Below are 15,929 nucleotides of genomic sequence, written 5' to 3'. Positions count from 1 at the left end.
GTGTGTTTCTGCGGGTGGGGGGGGGGGGGGGGGCTCCGCCCGCCCCGCGCCCCCCCCCCCCCGCCCCCGGGAGTGCCCTGGGCTGTCGTCCGGCGTCTGCGGCGCCGTCGTGGCTGGTCGCGCCCACGCGGCGGAGCCGCACATGTACACAGCCCCGCGCCCCTGAAAGGGCGGGCTGTGCCCGCCCTCAAAAGCCCCTCAGAATCCCGCCGGCTCCGTGTACACCCCCCACTCCTCCCTCAGTACTCCGCAGATCTCGCCCAGCGTGGCCTCCGCGCGTACGGCGGCCAGCATCGGGGCGATCATGTTGGAGCCGTCGCGGGCCGCGGTGAGCATGGTGTCGAGGGCGGACCGCACCACGGCGTCGTCACGGGCCGTCTTCCGGTCGCCGAGCACCCGTACCTGCTCGCGCTCCACCTCGTGGCTGACCCGGAGGATCTCCAGGTCGCCGGTGACCGAGCCGTGGTGGACGTTGACGCCGACCACCCGCTTGTCGCCCTTCTCCAGGGACTGCTGGTAGCGGAAGGCCGACTCCGCGATCTCGCCGGTGAACCAGCCGTCCTCTATGCCCCGCAGAATGCCCGAGGTGACGGGCCCGATGGGGTGCCGCCCGTCGGGGTGGGCGCGCAGCCCCCGCTCCTTGATCTGCTCGAAGATCTTCTCCGCGTCGGCCTCGATCCGCTCGGTGAGCTGCTCGATGTACCACGAGCCGCCCAGCGGGTCCGCGACGTTGGCGACGCCGGTCTCCTCCATGAGCACCTGCTGGGTGCGCAGGGCGATCTCCGCGGCCTGCTCGGAGGGGAGCGCGAGGGTCTCGTCCAGGGCGTTGGTGTGCAGCGAGTTCGTGCCGCCGAGCACCGCGGCCAGCGCCTCCACGGCCGTGCGCACCACGTTGTTGTACGGCTGCTGCGCGGTCAGCGAGACCCCGGCGGTCTGGGTGTGGAAGCGCAGCCACTGGGCCTTGTCGGTCCTGGCGCCGTACACGTCGCGCAGCCAGCGCGCCCAGATCCGGCGGGCCGCGCGGAACTTGGCGATCTCCTCGAAGAAATCGACGTGCGCGTCGAAGAAGAAGGAGAGGCCGGGCGCGAAGACGTCGACGTCCAGGCCGCGGCTGAGCCCCAGCTCCACGTACCCGAACCCGTCCGCGAGCGTGTACGCCAGCTCCTGCGCGGCCGTCGAGCCGGCCTCGCGGATGTGGTAGCCGGAGACGGACAGCGGCTTGTACGCGGGGATCGCCGAGGCGCAGTGCTCCATCAGGTCGCCGATGAGGCGCAGATGCGGCTCGGGCTGGAAGAGCCACTCCTTCTGCGCGATGTACTCCTTGAAGATGTCCGTCTGGAGCGTGCCGTTGAGTGTCGCGGGGTCCACGCCCTGGCGCTCGGCGGCCACCAGGTACATGCAGAAGACGGGCACGGCGGGCCCGCTGATCGTCATGGACGTCGTGACGTCGCCGAGCGGGATGTCCTTGAACAGGACCTCCATGTCGGCCGCCGAGTCGATGGCGACCCCGCAGTGGCCGACCTCGCCGAGCGAGCGCGGGTCGTCGGAGTCCCGGCCCATCAGCGTGGGCATGTCGAACGCGACCGACAGTCCGCCGCCGCCGTTGGCGAGGATCGTCTTGTAGCGCTCGTTGGTCTGCTCGGCGTTGCCGAACCCCGCGAACTGCCGGATCGTCCACGTACGCCCCCGGTAGCCGGTCGCGTACAGCCCGCGCGTGAACGGATACTCCCCGGGCCAGCCGATCCGCTCGAACCCGTCGTACGTGTCACCGGGCCGCGGCCCGTACACCGGCTCCACGGGGTCACCGGAGAGCGTGGAGAAGTCGGCCTCGCGGGTGCGCGCGGCGTCGTAACGGGCCTGCCAGCGTCGGCGGCCTTCCTCGATGGCGTCAGCGTCCATGCCCTCAAATTTACTTGGACGTCCTAGTAAATGTCGATGGGCATCCGCCGTACGCGCGCGTACGGCGGCGGGACGCGGCCGTGCGGACGCCCGGACGGGCCGGGCTTCGCGCGGGCCGGAGCCCGTGTCCAGGTCCCGGACGTCAGGCCTTGGCGACCGCGGGCGAGTCGTCCGCGAGCTTCGCCTCCAGCTCGGCGCTGACCTTGCGCTCCACGAAGAACGCGGCCGTCGGGACGGTGCCCGCGATCAGCACCCACAGCTGCTTGCCGACCGGCCACTTCGCCTTGGAGCCCAGGTCGAAGGCGAAGATCAGGTATACGACGTAGAGCCAGCCGTGCGCGATGCCCACGACGCGGGTGAAGTCCGCGGCGCCGCCGATGTCCAGCACGTACTTGGCGATGACGCCCAGGGTCAGCAGGACCAGCAGCACACCGGTCACGTAGGCCATGACGCGGTAGCGGGTCAGCACGCTCTTCTTCATGCCTACGAGCGTAACGGCCCGATTCGCCGGATCTTCGTCCGCCCCCGCCGCGCGGGGGCGGACGGATCACTCCTCGTCGAAGTCGTGCGCCGCGACCCGCAGCGGCCGCAGCATCGCGAAGATCTCCGCGCACTCCTCCGCGTCGTACGCGCCGAGCCCGAAGTCCATCGCCATCAGGTCGCGGGTGGCCGCGTCGCAGACCTCGCGGCCCTTGTCCGTGATGGAGGCGAGCGTGCCCCGGCCGTCGTTGGGGTTGGGCCGCTTGTCCACGAGCCCGGACCTGACCAGCCGGTCGACGGTGTTCGTCACGGACGTGGGGTGCACCATCAGCCGCTCGCCGATCTTGGACATCGGCAGTTCGCCCTCCTTGGAGAAGGTCAGCAGCACCAGCGCCTCGTACCGCGCGAAGGTCAGGCCGTACGGCTTGACGACCGCGTCGACCTCCCCGAGCAGGATCTGGTGCGCGCGCATGATCGAGGTGATCGCGGCCATGGAGGGCACGGAACCCCAGCGGCGCTTCCAGAGTTCGTCGGCGCGGGCGATGGGGTCGAAGGCGAGACTGAGGGGCTTCGGCACGGCAAAGACCCTACCGGCCGGTCACATGACGATCAGCCCTGTCTCGCGTTTCGGTCACGGCCACCACCGCGCCGCCCGCCGGCCCCCGCCCGGCCACCACGGGGAAACGGCCACCGGGCCTCGTGCGGCCACCACCGGGAAACGGCCACCGGCCCTTGTGCGGCCATCACCGGAAACGGCCACCGGGCGCCGCGCGGACACCTGAGGAGGCCGGCCACCGCGTCCCGCGCGGACACCTGCAGGAGCCGGCGGCCGGGCCCGGTGCGGTCACCGGAGGGAACCGGCCGCCGACGCCACCCGCCGGAGTCATGTCGGTTACGTTCACTTACGTCCCTTTATGTCACGATTGACCGTCTCTCGTCACCCACGTCACCTTCGCCCAAGGGGGCAGGATGTCCCGGCTGATCCGTTCCTTCGCGGTCCTCGCGACGCTCGGGCTCGCGGCGGGCTGCTCGTCCGCGCCGGGCGCCGACGAGGCCTCCGTCGTCCGCCCCGAGCCCCGGGAGGCGTCGTCCGCCGCGAAGTCCCCGTTCTGGGTCGACCCGGCCGGACCGGCGGCCGAGCAGAGCCGGCGGTGGCGCCAGGAGGGCCGCGCGGCCGACGCCGACCTGCTGGAGCGGATCGCCCGGCAGCCGGCCGCGCTGTGGCCGGCGGGCGACGACCCGGGCTCCGTCGTCGGACCGGCCGTGACGGCCGCGGCACGGGAGAAGCGCACGGCGCTCTTCGTGGCGTACAACATCCCGCACCGCGACTGCGGTCAGCACTCGGCGGGCGGCGCGGCGGACGCGGACGCCTACCGGGAGTGGATCGGGCGGTTCGCCGACGCGCTCGGCGAGCGCAGGGCCCTGGTGGTCCTGGAGCCGGACGCGGTGGCGCACATCGTGGACGGCTGCACGCCCGGCGAGTACCACGGCGAGCGCGAGCAGCTCCTGAACGAGGCGATCGACCGGCTGAAGCAGCAGCCCGGCACGCGGGTGTACCTGGACGCCGGCAACCCGGCCTGGATCGAGGACTCCCGCAAGCTGGTCGAGCCGCTCAGGCGCGCGGGCGTCGACCGGGCCGACGGCTTCTCGCTGAACGTCTCCAACTTCCAGACGGACACGAAGACGAAGGAGTACGGGGTCGCCCTCTCGCACGACCTGGACGGCAAGCACTTCGTGATCGACACCAGCCGCAACGGCAACGGCCCGCTGGGCGGCACGCCCGGCGACGCCTGGTGCAACCCGCCGGGCCGGGCCCTCGGGACGCCGCCGACGACCGACACCGGCGAGCCGGCCCTCGACGCCTTCCTGTGGATCAAGCGGCCCGGCGAGTCCGACGGGCCGTGCCGGGGCGGCCCGGCGGCCGGGCGGTGGTGGCCCGACTACGCCCTGGGGCTGGCCCGCAACGCCAGGACGTAGCCGGCCGGGCCCTCACGTGACCTGGAGCCACTTCGCCTCGGACGGTGTGCCCGCCCCGTCCGTCACGAAGAGCATGTACCAGCCGGGCGGCACCAGCGCCGGGTCGTCGGGCACCTCGACCGTCACCGAACCCTTGCGGTCCTTCGTGACCTTCAGGTCGACGGACCGCTGCTCGACGTCCGTCGTGTGCGTGACCGCGCTCGGCCGCATCAGCCGGGCCTTGGCGACCCGCTCCGGGTGCGCGGTGGCGTAGGTCGCGCGGCGGTCCTTGCCGAGGGTTTCGGGGCCGGTGCCGAGGACCGGGCGGTTCTTGCCGTTCTTGTGCAGGGCGGGCGGGGTGAAGATCTCCATCCGCTGCTCGAAGTGGCCCAGTTTGGTGTTCTGCTGGTCGTCGAAGAGCGGGTCGGAGCCGAAGGTGGCGACCCGGCCGTCGGGCAGCAGCAGCGCCTCGGAGTGGTAGTTGCGGCCCACCCTCGGCGAGGCGGCCTCACGGAAGGTGTTGGACTTCGGGTCGTAGAACTGCGCCTTGAGGATGTTGCTGGCGCTGCGGCCCCGGTAGTCCCTGGAGCCGTTGGTGGTGAACACCGAGTCGTCCGGCATGATCACGCTGTTCAGATAGCGGGTGCCCTGCGGCAGGTCGGGACCGTCCCGGAAGGCCGGGCTGTCCTGCTTGAGGTCGACGACCGCCGTGCGCGAGGACGACTTCTTCGACTCGCCGACGCCTCCGCCGCCCAGGATCATCACCTTCTGGTCCTGGGCCGGGGGCAGCAGCACGGAGGCCGAGGTCTCGGTCTCGTCGGCGTCCCTGAGCCCCGGCACCTTCTCGAAGGTGTTCGACCTCAGGTCCCACAGACCGGCCTCGCGGCCCTGGTCGGCGGGCCCGTAACCGGCGTTGGACGCCGGGTAGAAGAGCTTGCCGCCCTTGGTGAGGAAGAGCGCCGGGTAGGTCGGGAAGTACCGCTTGGGCCCCGGGGTCCACTTCTTGGTCTCCGGGTCGTAGATCTCGTTGTCGCCCGGGTCGATCTGCCCGACGTCGTCGAGCCCGGAGACCGCGAGCACCCGGCCGTCGTCCAGGCCGACCAGCGTCGGGTACCAGCGGGCCTTCTGCATCGGGTCGACCGGGATGTACCGCTCCGCCTTGGGGTCGAACTCGTAGGCGGCCCTGATCCCCTGGAAGTCCTGCTTGTCGAGGGTGATCTTCTCGGAGAGCCCGTAGGTGTCGGCCGCGTCCTTGCCCTTGAGGCCGACGACCTCGTACTGGGCCTGCCGGTCCGTGGCCGACAGCGGGCCCTTCTCGACGGCCTCCACGAAGACCCGCGCCTCGCTCGCGGTGACCTCGGTCTTCCAGGGCTGCATGACGCCCCGGTTGTAGGTGATCACCTGGGTGCGCCTGGCGCGCGGGACGGTGACATCGAATCTGCTGACGTACTCGACGCCTGCCGGGGAGCGGAAGCGGGTGCCCTTGGGCAGTGACATCGCTTTGTCGGGGTTCTCGTTCTTCACCCGCATGCCGCCGCCGGCCCGGTCCACCTCGCCGTCGAGCTGCTCGTAGCGTGCCGTGCCGCCCGCCACCAGGAGCCGGCCGTCGGGGAGCTGGGCGTGCCCGGAGCAGAAGAAGTCCTCGGGGGTGGGGATCTTCTTGAAGGTGTCGGTCCTGGGGTCCCACAGGATGGTGTCGAAGGAGCCCTTGTCGAACTTCTTGATCTCGTTCCCGGAGCCCGCGACGATCAGCACCTTGCCGGTGTGCAGCAGCGCGGCGTGGATGGCGTTGGTGCGGTACTCCTTCGGGATGCCCAGCTGCGACCAGGAGCCGTACCTGGCCTTGTAGGCGGGCTGGGCGATCTTGTACTCGTAGTACTGCTTCTCGGCGAAGCCCAGGGCCGCCGGGGCGTTGAGGCCGGCGAGCAGGGCGACGCCGCCGATGCCGAGGACCGTCTTCTTCGTCTTCTGCGAGATCCGGTAGGCCATGGCCTAGTTGCCTCCTGTCGTGGAACCGGACACCGGGGTCGGGGAGCCGCCGCCCGCCAGCGCGGGCTCCTTGCTCTTCTCGGCGCGGCGCGCGGCGGGCTGCCGCGCCTCGCCCGCCCGGCGCTCCCGGTACTGGGTGGTGAGCCACACCGCGGCGGGCGCCAGGGATATCGCCATGGCGAGGGCGGCCCAGGTGCGCATGGCCGCGTGGGTGTGGCCGAGGAGGACCGACGCGAGCAGGGAGACCGCGAGGAGCGCCGCCCAGTACAGATGGATACGGAAGGTCGCCATCCGGTCGGCGCTGGCGTCCCCGCCCTTGGGGGTGACCACGAACCGGCTGGGAGTGCGCGCGACGGCCGAGCCGAGCGACTTGAGGTAGATGGGGGCCGACAGGGCCGACATCGCCATCCCGGCGAGACCGCCGGAGCCCTGCGGTTCGTGCGGGGAGACGTTGTGCCGCCGGTTCCAGAGGTAGAGGCCGATCTGAAGGGCGGCGGCGTCGCTGTAGAGCATCAGCCAGACGGAGGCCGCGACCTGGGTGCCGGACGCCCCGAACCACAGGAACAGCACGCAACTGAGGATCCCGAGCAGCCAGTTGACGGCCGTCATCGGGTAGTAGACGAGCATCAGCGTGTACGAGAAGAGCCGGCCGGCCGGCATCCGCAGGGGCGCCTTCCAGTACTGCTTGAACAGCGTCTCGTAGGTGCCGCGCGACCAGCGCAGCTGCTGGGTGAAGAAGTCCGTCCAGGAGGCGGGGCCCTCCCCCACCGCGAGTACGTCCGGGGTGTAGACGGAGCGCCAGTACCCGCCGGTGCGCGGGTTGCGGTGCCGGTGCAGCTCGAAGCCGGTGGCCATGTCCTCGGTGATGGAGTCGTAGAGCCCGCCGACCTGCTTGACGGCCTCGACGCGTACGACGTTGTTGGTGCCGACGAACATGGGGGCCCGGTAGCGGTTGCCGGCGCGCTGGATCAGCGCGTGGAAGAGGAACTGCTGCGACTCGGCGGCCTTGGTGACGGGCGAGGTGTAGTTGCCGTAGACCTGCGGTCCGACGACGAAGGCGACGTCCGGGTCCCGGAAGTAACCCATCATCCGCTCCAGGAAGTTGGGCAGCGGCACGTGGTCGGTGTCGACGGAGGCGAAGAAGTCGTACTCGCCGCCGTGCATGGCTATCCAGGCGTTGTAGTTGCCGTGCTTGGTGCGGGTCTTGTGGACGCCGCTGTCCCGGTTCCACTCCGGGACGCCGAAGCGGGTGAAGTGCCGGACGCCGAGCTCCGCGCACAGCGCCCTGGCCTGCGCGTCGTCGCCCTCGTCGAGGAGCCAGACGTCGAGCGGACCGGTGTGGGTGACGCCGACCGCGCCCTCGAGGGTGGCGCGCAGCATCGACAGGGGTTCCTTGCCGGGCACGTACGTGGTGAGGAACGCGACCCGGGTGCCGGGCTCGGGGACGACGGGTACGGGGTCCCTGGCCACCATCGTCGCGTGCGCGATGGACACCACGTTGACGACCATGAACAGCTCGATCAGCCCGATGGAGACGAGCATCGTGGCGTCGAGGCCGATGAGCCAGCGGGCGCCGCCCTCGCGCTCCACCCAGTGGCTCGGCCAGACCAGGTAGACCAGGAGCACGCAGGTGAGGACCGGTGCCAGGGTCATCAGCAGGACGGCTCGTATTCGGTGCGGTTCCCGCGACAGGAGCTTGGTGTACTGCACCCGGTAGGCCGAGCCGGACGGCTGCGTCAGCGGTCCCGCGAGTCGGCTGTAGGTGTCGTAGTGGTAGCCCTCGGGCCGCACAGCGCCCTCCAGTGATTGACCAATGCTGGATCGGAAGCGCTCGGAAGTGATCGAACGAGCCGATATCCCCACACAAGTGGACTTCTCGTGGCGTGTCGAACCGGACGCGTCCGATGGAGTGCGAGAGAGCTGCCGGACTCGACACCGGCGGGCACGACGAGAAACCCCGGCCCATCAGGGCCGGGGTTCGTGTCTTCGAGGAGGATCCGCTAGGCGGACAGGTGCCGTTCCACCGTCTCCACCTTGGCGGTGAGGCCGTCCGTCACGCCGGGGCGGATGTCGGCCTTCAGGACGAGCGAGACGCGCGGCGCGCGGGCCTCGACGGCGGCGACGGCGCGCCGGACGACGTCCATGACCTCGTCCCACTCGCCCTCGACGGAGGTGAACATGGCGTCGGTACGGTTCGGCAGGCCCGACTCGCGGACCACCCGCACCGCGTCGGCCACGTACTCCCCGACGTCCTCGCCGACGCCCAGCGGTGTCACGGAGAAGGCGACGATCATGACGTCTCCACGACGCCCTCGCGGCGGGCGCGGGAGGCGATGACCGCGTCCTCGGCCTCGCGGCGCAGCCGGCGCTCGGCGAAGAAGCCGCCGGTGGGCAGCACGGACAGGACGAAGTAGAGGGCGGCGGCGCCCAGCGGCCACTTCGCGCGGTTCCAGGCGTCCACCCAGAAGATCACGTACAGCACGAAGAGGACGCCGTGGATCGCGCCCATCACGGGCACGGCGTTGAAGTCCGTGGTGCGCTTGAGCACCGAGCAGACCAGCAGCAGCAGGAACGAGACGGCCTCGGGGCCCGAGACCAGACGGAGGCGGCGGAGGGCGGTGGCGGTCTTTATGTCCACGGGTCACCTTCGGTGGGAGTTCGCGTTTCGGGTCGTTCGCGTTTCGGGCCGTTCAGGGCGGGGCCGCTTTGTGAACGGGCGCACAAGCGCGCGTCCATTGTGGCACCCGGGACGGCCGGACCCGGCGCGGGGTACGGGACGGCGCGCCTCCTAGGGGTTCTTCTCAGGGGCGGTATCCACCCTGGGGACCTGTTGGCCGTGACCAGCGGCGGCTACCTTCGCAGCGTGGCAATGTTCCGACTCCAGGGCAGCAAGGTGCTGGCCGTAGACATGACCGGCGACGCCGTGAAGGCGAAGAACGGCTCGATGGTCGCGTACGACGGGCAGATGTCCTTCAAGAAGCTGAGCGGCGGCGGTGAGGGGATACGGGGGATGGTGACCCGGCGCCTCACCGGCGAGCAGATGACGGTGATGGAGGTGAAAGGGCACGGGACCTGCTGGTTCGCCGACCGCGCGTCCGAGATCAACCTGGTGGGTCTCCAGGGGGACAAGCTCTACGTCGAGTCGAGCAATCTGCTGGCGACCGACGCCGGGCTGCGCACGGGCACGTCGTTCACCGGGCTGCGCGGCGCCTCCCAGGGCAACGGGCTGTTCACGACGACCGTCGAGGGGCACGGCCAGGCGGCCATCATGTCGGACGGCCCCGCGGTGGTGCTGCGGGTCAGCGCGCAGTACCCGCTGACCGTCGACCCGGGGGCGTACATCGCGCACCAGGGCAATGTGCGGCAGTCCTTCCAGGCGGGTGTGACGTTCCGCACGATCATGGGCGAGGGCGGCGGCGAGGCGTTCCAGATCCGGTTCGAGGGCGACGGCCTGGTCTATGTGCAGCCCAGTGAGCGCAACACGATCGCGGGGGATGTGTGACATGGCCTTCCGTGAGATCAACTCGAAGATGGTCGAGGCCACCGTGGCGCCCGGCCAGCGGCTGTTCAGCCAGCGCGGCGCGATGCTCGCCTACAAGGGCGAGGTGTCCTTCACGCCGAACGTGCAGGGCGGCCAGGGCGGCGTGATGTCGATGATCGGCCGCCGCCTGGCGAACGAGGCGACGCCGCTGATGACCGTCGAGGGCTCGGGCACCGTGCTCTTCGGGCACGGCGGCCACCACATACAGGTGATCAACCTCAGCGGCGACACCCTGTACGTGGAGGCGGACCGGCTGCTCGCCTTCGACGGGACGCTCCAGCAGGGCACCATGTTCATGGGCTCGCAGGGCGGAGTGATGGGCATGGTGCGCGGCCAGGTGACCGGGCAGGGCCTGTTCACCACGACCCTGAAGGGCCAGGGCGCGGTCGCGGTCATGGCGCACGGCGGGGTCATCGAGGTGCCGATCACCCCCCAGCGCCCGGTCCACGTCGACCCGCAGGCGTACGTGGCGCACCACGGCGACGTACGCAACAAGCTCTCCACCGCGCTCGGCTGGCGCGACATGGTGGGCCGCGGTTCCGGCGAGGCGTTCCAGCTGGAGCTGAGCGGCAGCGGCACGGTGTACGTCCAGGCCTCGGAGGAGAAGCTGTGAACGGGTACGGGGCCTCGGGCCCGCAGGTCTTCGATCCGCTGACGCTGCCGGCCGACGACAATGTGAACGCCTACACCTTCTGCGTGGAGCTCAAGGGGAGCCAGTGGTTCCTGCAGAAGGGCAAGATGATCGCCTACTACGGCTCGATGGAGTTCAACGGGATCGGGCACGGCCGGCTCGACCGTCTGGTCCGTTCGTCGTTCCATTCGCCTCTGCACGCGAGCGACTGGGTCGTCGCCGAGGGCTCCGGGAAGATGCTCCTCGCCGACCGGGCCTTCGACGTGAACTCCTTCGACCTGGAGGAGGGCAATCTGACCATTCGCTCGGGCAACCTCCTCGCTTTTCAGCCAAGTCTCGCGCTCAAGCAGTCCATCGTCCCGGGGTTCCTGACCCTCATAGGCACCGGCAAGTTCGTGGCCGCGTCCAACGGCCCGGTGGTGTTCATGGAACCGCCGATCCGGGTGGACCCGCAGGCCCTGGTCGGCTGGGCCGACTGCCCCTCCCCGTGCCACCACTACGACCATGCCTACCTGACAGGTGTAATGGGCGGTCTACGTGCGATGACGGGGATCGGCGGAGCCTCCGGCGAGGAGCATCAGTTCGAGTTCGTCGGAGCGGGCACGGTGCTGCTCCAGTCGTCCGAGGAGCTGATGGCCGAGCAGGCCACCGGAGCCGTTCCGCAGCAGGCCGGAGTGCCGGGCGGCGGCGGGTCGCCGGGGGCGCACAACCCACAGGCCGGCGCACCGCGCCTTCCCGGACAGCTCGGTGACCTCCAGCGTCGCTTCGGGCTGTGAGCGGTAGTCTGCGGAGTGTGACGTCGAACGCGTGCGCGCCGTCACACCGCCCTCACTAGTTCGCCTTTCAACTTTTTAGGTAGACTTCATTCATGGAGACCGAGACGGCCACGCGCTGGCTGACCGATGCGGAGCAGTGCGCCTGGCGCACCCACCTGGAGGTCAACAGGCTGTTGACGTACCAGCTCGAGAAGGACCTTCAGCCGTTCGGCCTGACAATGAACGACTACGAGATCCTGGTGAACCTCTCCGAGTCGGAGGACGTACGGATGCGGATGAGTGATCTCGCGTCCGCCACCCTCCAGTCCAAGAGCCGCCTCTCGCACCAGATCACCCGCATGGAGAACGCGAACCTGGTGCGCCGCGAGAACTGCGAGTCCGACCGGCGGGGTCTGTACGCCGTCCTCACCGACCACGGCCTGGAGACGATGCGCAAGGTCGCACCGCACCATGTGGGTTCCGTCCGCAAGCACTTCATCGACCTGCTCCCCCCGGAGGCCTTGGAGGAGCTCCACAAGTCACTGACCCCTATCGCGGAGCATCTGCGCGGGCAGCGCGGCCGTCCGTAGCGGCCGGACCGCCGCCGGCCGGTGACCGGCCGGCGGGCAGCCTGAGTTCGAACAGTGCCCCGCCGCCGGGCGCCTCGCGGACGGTGAGCGTGCCGCCGTGCCGCCGTGCCACGTCGCGGGCGATGGCGAGGCCGAGACCGGCCCCGCCGTCGTCGCGGCTGCGGGCGTCGTCGAGCCGCACGAACCGCTCGAAGATCCGCTCCCGCTCGTGTTCCGGCACACCGGCCCCGTCGTCGGCGACCGCGAGCACCGCCCACGGCCCCTCGGTGCGGAGCGTCACGGCGGTCCGGCTGCGCGCGTGCCGCCGCGCGTTGTCCAGCAGATTGGCCAGGACACGGCCCACCTGCCCCCGGGACCCGGCCACTTCGACGGCCGCCGCGTCCACCGTGACGCCCGCCCGCTGCGCCGCCTCCCGACGCACCAGCGCCCCGAGGTCGAACCGCGCGTCCCCGGGCCCCTCCCCCGCGTCGAGCCGCGCGAGCAGCAGCAGATCGGCGGCGAGCCGCTGGAGCCGTACGGTGTCCTCGACGGCGCCCGGGACGTCCAGCAACTCCGGGTGCGCGACGCCCACTTCGAGCTGGGTGCGCAGACTGGCGATCGGGGAGCGCAGCTCGTGCGAGGCGTCGGCGACGAACCGGCGCTGCCGCTCCACGGACGCCTCCAGGACCGCCAGCGTCTCGTTCGTCGTCCGGGCCAGCCGGGCCACCTCGTCGTGCGTGTCCGGCACCGGCACCCGGCGCGCGAGGTCCTCGGAGGCCGTGATGGCGGCCATCTCGCCGCGGATGCCCTCCACGGGCCGCAGCGCCCGCCTGGTGACCAGCCAGGTCACGCCCGCCATGACGGCGAGCAGCAGCGGGAACCCGATCAGCATCACGGTCAACGCGGTGCGCACCGCGCTCTGTTCGGCGGTCAGCGGGGACCCGGCGTACACCGTGAGCGTGCCCCTGTCCTGGACCTCGACCTCGACCTCCACCGCCGCGAAGCGGTAGTCGGCGCTCTCCCCGTCGATCGTGGCGGTGCCGTCGGAGAAGTCCGCGTCGTCGCCGATCTCGCCCGGTTCCAGCGCGTCGTCGTTGCCCCGGCCGCCGTTGTGCCCGCCCCCGCTGTCGTCGTCGCTGTCGTCGTCATCGCCGTCCTCACCGGCGCCGTCGGCGGCACCGCTGCCGCCGCCCGCCGACGCCCGCGGGCGCACCGCGTCGACCCCCGTACCGCTGATCCGCTCCAGGTCCTCGCTCGCCGCGACCAGCGTGCCCGAGGCGTCGACCACCTGGACCGGCCGGTCGCCGTCGAGCGACAGCTCGTCGTACGCGGTCCCGCCCGCCAGGTCCGCGGCCACGGTACGGGCGGCCCGCTCGGCCTCCGTGCCCGCTTGTTCGTAGAGGTTGGACCGCAGCGAGAAGAGCACGGCGATGCCCGCGGCGACGAGCGCGACGGCGACCACGAAAGTCGCCGCGAGCGTGGCACGGGCCCGTACCGACCCGAAGAGCCGCCTCACGCCGCCTCCAGGCGGTAGCCGGCACCGCGGACGGTCGCGATGAGCGACGCCCCGAGCTTGCGGCGCAGCGTGCTCACGTACACCTCGACGATGTTGGGATCGCCCTCGTAGGCGAAGTCCCAGACGCGCTCCAGGATGTCGGCCTTGGAGACCACCTCGCCGGCCCGCGCGACGAGCTGCTCCAGGACCGCGAACTCCTTGGCGGTCAGGGTGATCTCGCCGTCGCCGCGGAAGACGCGCCGGGCGGCGGTGTCCACCTTCAGATCGCCGAGGACCCGCACCGGCGAGGGCGCGCCGCGCCGCCGCAGCAGCGCCTTCACCCGGGCCACCAGGACCACGTAGCTGAACGGCTTGGTCAGGTAGTCGTCGGCGCCGGTGTCGAGCCCCTCCGCCTCGTCGTACTCGCCGTCCTTGGCGGTGAGCATCAGGATCGGCACCTCGTGGCCCGCGGCGCGCAGCGCGGCGCAGACCCGGTAGCCGTTCAGGCCGGGCAGCATGATGTCGAGCACGACCAGGTCGTACCCGCCCTCGCCGGCCAGGCGCAGGCCCTGGCGCCCGTCGTGGACGACGTCCACGGCGAAGCCCTCGGCGGTCAGCCCCCTGGCCAGCGACACGGCGAGGCGCCGCTCGTCCTCCACGATCAGGAGACGGTACGGGTGGTGGCGGGCATCGGACGGCTGCATGCCCCCAGGGTCCCAAACGGAACCTGAAGCGGCCTTCAGGCGGCTTCAGGTCCGGTTCAGCATGTCTGCGTCACGGTGGGTCCCGTCGAAAGCACGGCGAACACGGCGAACACGGCGAACCGGTCGGACGCGCCGTGCCTGACCCTTACGGGAGGAACCCACATGAAGCGCGTCATGAAGCGCAACGCCCTCGTCGCCACCGTCGCCGCCGCGGCCCTGGTCGGCGGCGGCACCGCCACCGCGCTCGCCGTCACCGGCGACGATTCCCGCGGCTCGCACGACGATGCGCGGCACACGAGCGGCGATTCCCGGCACACGGGCGACGACGCGGCGGCCGCGAAGTCGGCCCGGGTGACCGCGGCCGACGCCATCACGGCCGCCCTGCGCGACACCTCCGGTACCGCCGTCTCCGCGGAACTGGACGACGACGGGTCCCCGGCGGCCTGGGAGGTCGACGTCCTGGGCAAGGACGGCACCTGGCACAGCGTCCGGCTCGACAGCGCCGGCGGCAAGGTGCTCTCCTCGCACACCGAGCACGAGGACGGCGACGACACGGCCGAGGCGCGGGCCGCGCTGAAGGGCGCGACCACGTCGGCCGCCGACGCCGCCCGCGCCGCCGCCGCGCACGGCACGGTCACCTCGATCGAGCTGGACGACGACTCCACGGCGGTCTGGGAGGCCGAGACCCTGACGGCGAAGGGCGTGGAGAAGGACTGGCGGGTCGACGCGGCCACGGGCAAGGTCACGGCGGACCGCTCGGACGACGACGGTGCGGACGACGACGCCTCGGACGACAAGGGCTCGGACGGCCGCCACTCGGACGACCACGACTCGGACGACGACTGACCGTCCCTCGTGTCCCCCACGTACTCCACGCGTCCCGCACGGGTATGTGGAGTACGTGGGGATGGGCCCGCTCAGCCCTCCGTGAGCCCCGCCACCAGCTCGTCCGCCGCCACGTACGGGTCCAGGTCGCCCGAGACGATGCGCTCTGCGAGGGCGCTCAGGCGGCGGTCGCCGTGCAGGTCGCCGATGCGTTCGCGCAGGGCGGTCACCGCGATGGTCTCGACCTCGCGGGCGGCGCGGGCGAGGCGCCGCTCGGCGAGCACGCCCCGCTCCTCCATCCACGCCCGGTGCTTCTCCAGCGCCTCGACGACCTCGTCGACGCCCTCGCCGCGCGCGGCCACCGTCTTCACGATCGGAGGCCGCCAATCGCCCGGTCCCCGGGACTCGCCGAGCCCGAGCATGTGGTTGAGCTCGCGGGCCGTCGCGTCGGCGCCGTCGCGGTCGGCCTTGTTCACCACGTACACGTCGCCGATCTCCAGGATCCCGGCCTTCGCGGCCTGGATGCCGTCGCCCATGCCCGGGGCGAGCAGGACGACGGAGGTGTCGGCCTGCGAGGCGATCTCCACCTCGGACTGGCCGACGCCGACCGTCTCGACGAGGACCACGTCGCAGCCCGCGGCGTCCAGGACGCGGATCGCCTGGGGCGCCGCCCAGGCGAGCCCGCCGAGGTGGCCCCGGGTCGCCATGGACCGGATGTAGACACCGGGGTCGGAGGCGTGCTCGGACATCCGCACCCGGTCGCCGAGGAGCGCGCCGCCGGAGAACGGCGAGGAGGGGTCGACGGCGAGGACGCCGACCCGCTTCCCGGCCCGCCGGTAGGCGCTGACCAGCGCCGAGGTGGACGTCGACTTGCCGACGCCCGGGGAGCCGGTCAGCCCCACCACGTACGCGTTGCCCGCCAGCGGGGCGAGCGCCGCCATGACCTCGCGGAGCTGCGGGGACGCCCCCTCCACCAGGGAGATCAGCCGGGCCACGGCCCGCGGCCGGCCTTCCCTGGCCTGGGCCACCAGCGAGGAGACGTCCTGCATCACAGCTCCGTTCGGTTCCGTACGGCCGAAGGTCGG

General features: G+C 71.4%; 16 protein-coding genes. 6 read left to right on the top strand and 10 right to left on the bottom strand.

The window, feature by feature from the left end; genetic code table 11:
• Positions 1-198: 198 nt before the first annotated feature.
• The 3 genes from ACFV6E_RS14800 to ACFV6E_RS14790 form a co-directional block, all read right to left on the bottom strand.
• Positions 199-1,899 carry a methylmalonyl-CoA mutase gene (locus ACFV6E_RS14800; protein WP_385461830.1) on the bottom strand — a complete coding sequence of 567 codons (1,701 nt, stop codon included), beginning with the start codon at positions 1,897-1,899 and terminating at the stop codon, positions 199-201.
• A gap of 142 nt (positions 1,900-2,041) precedes the next feature.
• Complete coding sequence (locus ACFV6E_RS14795; protein ID WP_385461827.1) at positions 2,042-2,380, bottom strand: DUF3817 domain-containing protein; 339 nt, start codon at positions 2,378-2,380, stop codon at positions 2,042-2,044.
• A gap of 66 nt (positions 2,381-2,446) precedes the next feature.
• On the bottom strand, positions 2,447-2,956 hold the full coding sequence (locus ACFV6E_RS14790) for a MarR family winged helix-turn-helix transcriptional regulator (RefSeq protein WP_385167320.1): 510 nt from the start codon (positions 2,954-2,956) through the stop codon (positions 2,447-2,449).
• A gap of 392 nt (positions 2,957-3,348) precedes the next feature.
• Here ACFV6E_RS14790 and ACFV6E_RS14785 point away from each other — a divergent pair, with 392 nt between their 5' ends.
• Positions 3,349-4,356, top strand: a complete 1,008-nt coding sequence (locus ACFV6E_RS14785) for a glycoside hydrolase family 6 protein (protein WP_385461824.1) — start codon at positions 3,349-3,351, stop codon at positions 4,354-4,356.
• 12 nt (positions 4,357-4,368) lie between these two features.
• Here ACFV6E_RS14785 and ACFV6E_RS14780 read toward each other — a convergent pair whose 3' ends face one another.
• The 4 genes from ACFV6E_RS14780 to ACFV6E_RS14765 form a co-directional block, all read right to left on the bottom strand.
• Entirely contained in the window at positions 4,369-6,324 is a 1,956-nt protein-coding gene (locus ACFV6E_RS14780) for a galactose oxidase-like domain-containing protein (protein WP_385167323.1), read from the bottom strand.
• 3 nt (positions 6,325-6,327) lie between these two features.
• Positions 6,328-8,115 (bottom strand): glycosyltransferase family 2 protein, encoded by a 1,788-nt coding sequence (locus ACFV6E_RS14775; protein ID WP_385461821.1) that lies wholly within the window; start codon positions 8,113-8,115, stop codon positions 6,328-6,330.
• Between the two features lie 209 nt (positions 8,116-8,324).
• Positions 8,325-8,618 carry an MTH1187 family thiamine-binding protein gene (locus ACFV6E_RS14770; protein ID WP_385461818.1) on the bottom strand — a complete coding sequence of 98 codons (294 nt, stop codon included), beginning with the start codon at positions 8,616-8,618 and terminating at the stop codon, positions 8,325-8,327.
• Positions 8,615-8,962, bottom strand: coding sequence for a DUF3817 domain-containing protein (locus tag ACFV6E_RS14765; RefSeq protein WP_385461815.1), 348 nt, complete (start codon positions 8,960-8,962; stop codon positions 8,615-8,617). Before ACFV6E_RS14765 ends, ACFV6E_RS14770 begins: the two co-directional genes overlap by 4 nt.
• A gap of 231 nt (positions 8,963-9,193) precedes the next feature.
• Here ACFV6E_RS14765 and ACFV6E_RS14760 point away from each other — a divergent pair, with 231 nt between their 5' ends.
• From ACFV6E_RS14760 to ACFV6E_RS14745, 4 genes are all read left to right on the top strand, one after another.
• A complete protein-coding gene (locus ACFV6E_RS14760; protein WP_385167381.1) occupies positions 9,194-9,826 on the top strand; it encodes an AIM24 family protein in 633 nt (210 codons plus the stop codon).
• A 1-nt stretch (position 9,827) separates the two neighbouring features.
• On the top strand, positions 9,828-10,478 hold the full coding sequence (locus tag ACFV6E_RS14755) for an AIM24 family protein (protein ID WP_385167330.1): 651 nt from the start codon (positions 9,828-9,830) through the stop codon (positions 10,476-10,478).
• On the top strand, positions 10,475-11,272 hold the full coding sequence (locus ACFV6E_RS14750; protein ID WP_385167332.1) for an AIM24 family protein: 798 nt from the start codon (positions 10,475-10,477) through the stop codon (positions 11,270-11,272). The genes ACFV6E_RS14755 and ACFV6E_RS14750 overlap by 4 nt, the downstream gene beginning before the upstream one ends.
• A gap of 92 nt (positions 11,273-11,364) precedes the next feature.
• On the top strand, positions 11,365-11,841 hold the full coding sequence (locus ACFV6E_RS14745; protein WP_385167333.1) for a MarR family winged helix-turn-helix transcriptional regulator: 477 nt from the start codon (positions 11,365-11,367) through the stop codon (positions 11,839-11,841).
• Here ACFV6E_RS14745 and ACFV6E_RS14740 read toward each other — a convergent pair.
• Both ACFV6E_RS14740 and ACFV6E_RS14735 read right to left on the bottom strand, forming a co-directional pair.
• Positions 11,801-13,336 (bottom strand): sensor histidine kinase, encoded by a 1,536-nt coding sequence (locus ACFV6E_RS14740; RefSeq protein ID WP_385461813.1) that lies wholly within the window; start codon positions 13,334-13,336, stop codon positions 11,801-11,803. The two genes, ACFV6E_RS14745 and ACFV6E_RS14740, sit on opposite strands and share 41 nt — an antisense overlap.
• Positions 13,333-14,019 carry a response regulator transcription factor gene (locus tag ACFV6E_RS14735; protein ID WP_385167337.1) on the bottom strand — a complete coding sequence of 229 codons (687 nt, stop codon included), beginning with the start codon at positions 14,017-14,019 and terminating at the stop codon, positions 13,333-13,335. Before ACFV6E_RS14735 ends, ACFV6E_RS14740 begins: the two co-directional genes overlap by 4 nt.
• A 174-nt stretch (positions 14,020-14,193) precedes the next feature.
• Here ACFV6E_RS14735 and ACFV6E_RS14730 point away from each other — a divergent pair, with 174 nt between their 5' ends.
• Complete coding sequence (locus ACFV6E_RS14730) at positions 14,194-14,865, top strand: PepSY domain-containing protein (protein ID WP_385167383.1); 672 nt, start codon at positions 14,194-14,196, stop codon at positions 14,863-14,865.
• A 71-nt stretch (positions 14,866-14,936) separates the two neighbouring features.
• Here ACFV6E_RS14730 and meaB read toward each other — a convergent pair whose 3' ends face one another.
• Positions 14,937-15,893, bottom strand: a complete 957-nt coding sequence (gene meaB / locus ACFV6E_RS14725; RefSeq protein WP_385167339.1) for a methylmalonyl Co-A mutase-associated GTPase MeaB — start codon at positions 15,891-15,893, stop codon at positions 14,937-14,939.
• Positions 15,894-15,929 lie beyond the last annotated feature (36 nt).

The sequence above is a fragment of the Streptomyces sp. NPDC059785 genome, from assembly GCF_042732375.1.
In the GTDB taxonomy this organism is placed as follows: domain Bacteria; phylum Actinomycetota; class Actinomycetes; order Streptomycetales; family Streptomycetaceae; genus Streptomyces.
This window is presented reverse-complemented; position numbering and strand designations above follow the sequence as displayed.

Bases quoted from the DNA above. Each gene is read 5' to 3' on its own strand.
- ACFV6E_RS14800 (WP_385461830.1), bottom strand. From the start codon at position 1,899: ATGGACGCTGACGCCATCGAGGAAGGCCGCCGACGCTGGCAGGCCCGT.
- ACFV6E_RS14795 (WP_385461827.1), bottom strand. From the start codon at position 2,380: ATGAAGAAGAGCGTGCTGACCCGCTACCGCGTCATGGCCTACGTGACC.
- ACFV6E_RS14785 (WP_385461824.1), top strand. From the start codon at position 3,349: ATGTCCCGGCTGATCCGTTCCTTCGCGGTCCTCGCGACGCTCGGGCTC.
- ACFV6E_RS14780 (WP_385167323.1), bottom strand. From the start codon at position 6,324: ATGGCCTACCGGATCTCGCAGAAGACGAAGAAGACGGTCCTCGGCATC.
- ACFV6E_RS14770 (WP_385461818.1), bottom strand. From the start codon at position 8,618: ATGATCGTCGCCTTCTCCGTGACACCGCTGGGCGTCGGCGAGGACGTC.
- ACFV6E_RS14760 (WP_385167381.1), top strand. From the start codon at position 9,194: ATGTTCCGACTCCAGGGCAGCAAGGTGCTGGCCGTAGACATGACCGGC.
- ACFV6E_RS14755 (WP_385167330.1), top strand. From the start codon at position 9,828: ATGGCCTTCCGTGAGATCAACTCGAAGATGGTCGAGGCCACCGTGGCG.
- ACFV6E_RS14745 (WP_385167333.1), top strand. From the start codon at position 11,365: ATGGAGACCGAGACGGCCACGCGCTGGCTGACCGATGCGGAGCAGTGC.
- ACFV6E_RS14735 (WP_385167337.1), bottom strand. From the start codon at position 14,019: ATGCAGCCGTCCGATGCCCGCCACCACCCGTACCGTCTCCTGATCGTG.
- ACFV6E_RS14730 (WP_385167383.1), top strand. From the start codon at position 14,194: ATGAAGCGCAACGCCCTCGTCGCCACCGTCGCCGCCGCGGCCCTGGTC.
- meaB (WP_385167339.1), bottom strand. From the start codon at position 15,893: ATGCAGGACGTCTCCTCGCTGGTGGCCCAGGCCAGGGAAGGCCGGCCG.